General features: G+C 66.0%; 3 protein-coding genes. All 3 read left to right on the top strand.

From position 1 onward, the window contains the following. Positions 1 to 123: 123 nt before the first annotated feature. The 3 genes from FHP89_RS20265 to FHP89_RS20255 are packed head-to-tail and all read left to right on the top strand — an operon-like array spanning position 124 to position 2,143. On the top strand, positions 124 to 840 hold the full coding sequence (locus FHP89_RS20265; protein WP_144180299.1) for a tyrosine-type recombinase/integrase: 717 nt from the start codon (positions 124 to 126) through the stop codon (positions 838 to 840). Then, positions 822 to 1,031, top strand: coding sequence for a tyrosine-type recombinase/integrase (locus FHP89_RS20260; RefSeq protein WP_391525998.1), 210 nt, complete (start codon positions 822 to 824; stop codon positions 1,029 to 1,031). Before FHP89_RS20265 ends, FHP89_RS20260 begins: the two co-directional genes overlap by 19 nt. Next, on the top strand, positions 1,028 to 2,143 hold the full coding sequence (locus FHP89_RS20255) for an IS91 family transposase (RefSeq protein WP_144180293.1): 1,116 nt from the start codon (positions 1,028 to 1,030) through the stop codon (positions 2,141 to 2,143). The genes FHP89_RS20260 and FHP89_RS20255 overlap by 4 nt, the downstream gene beginning before the upstream one ends. Positions 2,144 to 2,441: the final 298 nt, after the last annotated feature.

Genomic DNA, 2,441 nt, shown 5'->3' with positions numbered 1-2,441 from the left:
GTTGGACGAAGCCGCTACGCGGAGAAGCCGCCGCTGCCGCGACGGCGCAAGAGTGGTCACAATCGAGCCTCGCCCTTCCGTGTGGAGGGATCCTTTGTATGACAAACACGAGGCTCGCGCAAGATGACCGAAAGCATCACGAAGCAATTCGACCAGCATTACCAGCAACACCTCAAACACCTCAAGCTCAAGGGTCTGCAGCCCAAGACCATCGAAGCCTACGCGCGCGCCGTGCGCCGTGTCGGGGCGTATTTCGACTCTCGCATCGATGCGCTCAGCGAGGCGCAGTTGCTCGAGTACTTCACTGATCTGTCCGAGACGCACTCGTGGAGCTCGGTCAAGCTCGACCTGTACGGTCTGAAGTTCTACTACCAGCATGTGCTGAAGAAGCCCTGGGTGGCGCCCGATCTGATCAAACCGCCGCGTGCCCAGCGTCTGCCCGACATCGTCACCGTCGATGAGGCCCGGCAGATCTTCGCTGCGACGCGGGTGGCCAGCTATCGGGTGTTCTTCTTCACGCTCTACAGCCTGGGACTGCGTCTGGGCGAAGGCTTGCGGCTCACCGTGGCCGACATCGACGCGGCGCGCGAGCGCGTGCATGTGCGTGACGCCAAGGGCAACAAGGATCGGCTGGTGCCGTTGCCGCGCGCGACCCTGGCGGTGCTGCGCCGCTTCTGGCAGACCCATCGCCACCCCCAGTTGCTGTTTCCCAACCGCCACGGCGGCCTCAAGGCGGCGGCTGTGGCGCGCACGCCGCTCGATCGTGGCGGCGTGCAAGTGACGCTGCGCAAGGTGGTGGCCGGCTGCGGCCTTAAAAAAACATCACCCCTCACAGCCTGAGGCACAGCTATGCCACGCATCTGATCGAGGCCGGTGTCGATCTGATCGAAGTGCAGAAGTTTCTCGGCCACCACTCCATCCTCACCACCGCCCGCTACACCCACCTCACGGAGCGCACCGAGGTCCACGCCAGCGAGCGCATCAACACGCTGATCGACGCACTGGCCGTCGGTTGGGGGCGCATCCGATGATCCGCCTCGCTTCTGTCATCGAGACCTTTCGCGACCCGTTCCTGGCTGAGTACGGCGCACGTCTCACCGCCGAGCAGCTTCGCGCACTGAACGCGCTCGGCCAGTGCCGCGGCGCAGCCAGCCCGATGATGCAGCTCGGCTGCAGTGCGTGCGAACACCGCCAACTCGTGCCGCATTCATGCGGCCATCGCCTGTGCCCGCACTGCCAGCACCACGAGAGCGAGCAGTGGCTGCAACGCCAGCGTCAGGCGATGGTGCCAGCCGACTACTTCCTGCTGACCTTTACCTTGCCGGCGCAGTTGCGCGCCCTGGCACGGCGCCAGTCGCGGGTGCTGTTCGATGCGCTGATGCGCTGCAGCTGGGCAACGGTGTCCAGCTTCGCGCGCAACGACCGACAGTTGCAGGGCACGCCCGGCGCCATCGCGGTGCTGCACACCCATAATCGGCGGCTCGACTTCCATCCGCACGTGCATCTGCTGGTGCCGGCGGCCGCGCTCGACGACAAGCGCCAGCGCTGGCGAGCTCGGCGACGGGCCAAATCGGGCCGCCCGTATCTGTTCAACGCCAAGGCCTTGGCCAAGGTCTTTCGCGCCAGGATGCTGGCCGCCTTGGCTGCGGCCGGGCTGAGCCTGGCGGCGCGCGCACCCGCGCAGTGGGTGGCGCACTGCAAGTCGGTCGGCCACGGCGACAAGGCCTTGCTCTACCTGGGTCGCTACCTGTACCGGGGTGTGATTCGCGAAGCCGACATCGTCGCTTGCCGAAACGGCCAGGTCACGTTTCGCTACCGCGAGGCAAAGAGCGCAACCGTGCAGCGGCGCACGCTGTCCGGCGCACAGTTCCTGTGGCTGATGCTGCAGCACGTGCTACCGAAAGGATTTCGCCGGGCGCGCAACTTCGGCTTCCTGCATCCGAACAGCAAGCGCTTGATCGCGCTGTTGCGGTGGCTGCTCAAGTTCGTGCCGGCGTCGCTGCCGGCTCGCGTGCGCCCGGCTGTGCCGTGCCCGTGCTGCGGCGCTGCGATGCGCATCCTGCGCACGCGTTTGAGACCGATCCGACCACCGGCTTGCGCCTCGCCCCCCGGCGGCAACGACGCTGGCGTGTTGATCATGTAACCCGGCGCATCCGCCCGGTTGCCCACAGGGAGTTCGGCGCCCGCAAGCCGACAGCGCCGTTCGCCTGAAATTCGGCTCCGGAGCGCCGAAATCGACCGAATCCGGCCACAAGCGCGCGCGGCAGCGCCGGACCCGGGGGTAAAGCGGCGCGCACACATCAAAACCGCCCCGTTCGGGGCGGATCATCGAGAGATATTTGCAGGGGAAGAGTCGAGCTAAATTGCCCGAGGGCCGGGCTCGTCCAACAAACGGTTCAGATCGTGGCTCGCTTCGCGATCACGATCTAACCTTAGTCGTT

This window comes from Denitromonas ohlonensis (assembly GCF_007625205.1).
GTDB lineage: Bacteria > Pseudomonadota > Gammaproteobacteria > Burkholderiales > Rhodocyclaceae > Nitrogeniibacter > Nitrogeniibacter ohlonensis.
Note: the sequence above shows the minus strand (reverse complement) of the source record. Positions and strands in the feature narration are given on the sequence as shown.

Coding starts and splice junctions, on each gene's coding strand:
- FHP89_RS20265 (WP_144180299.1), top strand. CDS start 124: ATGACCGAAAGCATCACGAAGCAATTCGACCAGCATTACCAGCAACAC.
- FHP89_RS20255 (WP_144180293.1), top strand. CDS start 1,028: ATGATCCGCCTCGCTTCTGTCATCGAGACCTTTCGCGACCCGTTCCTG.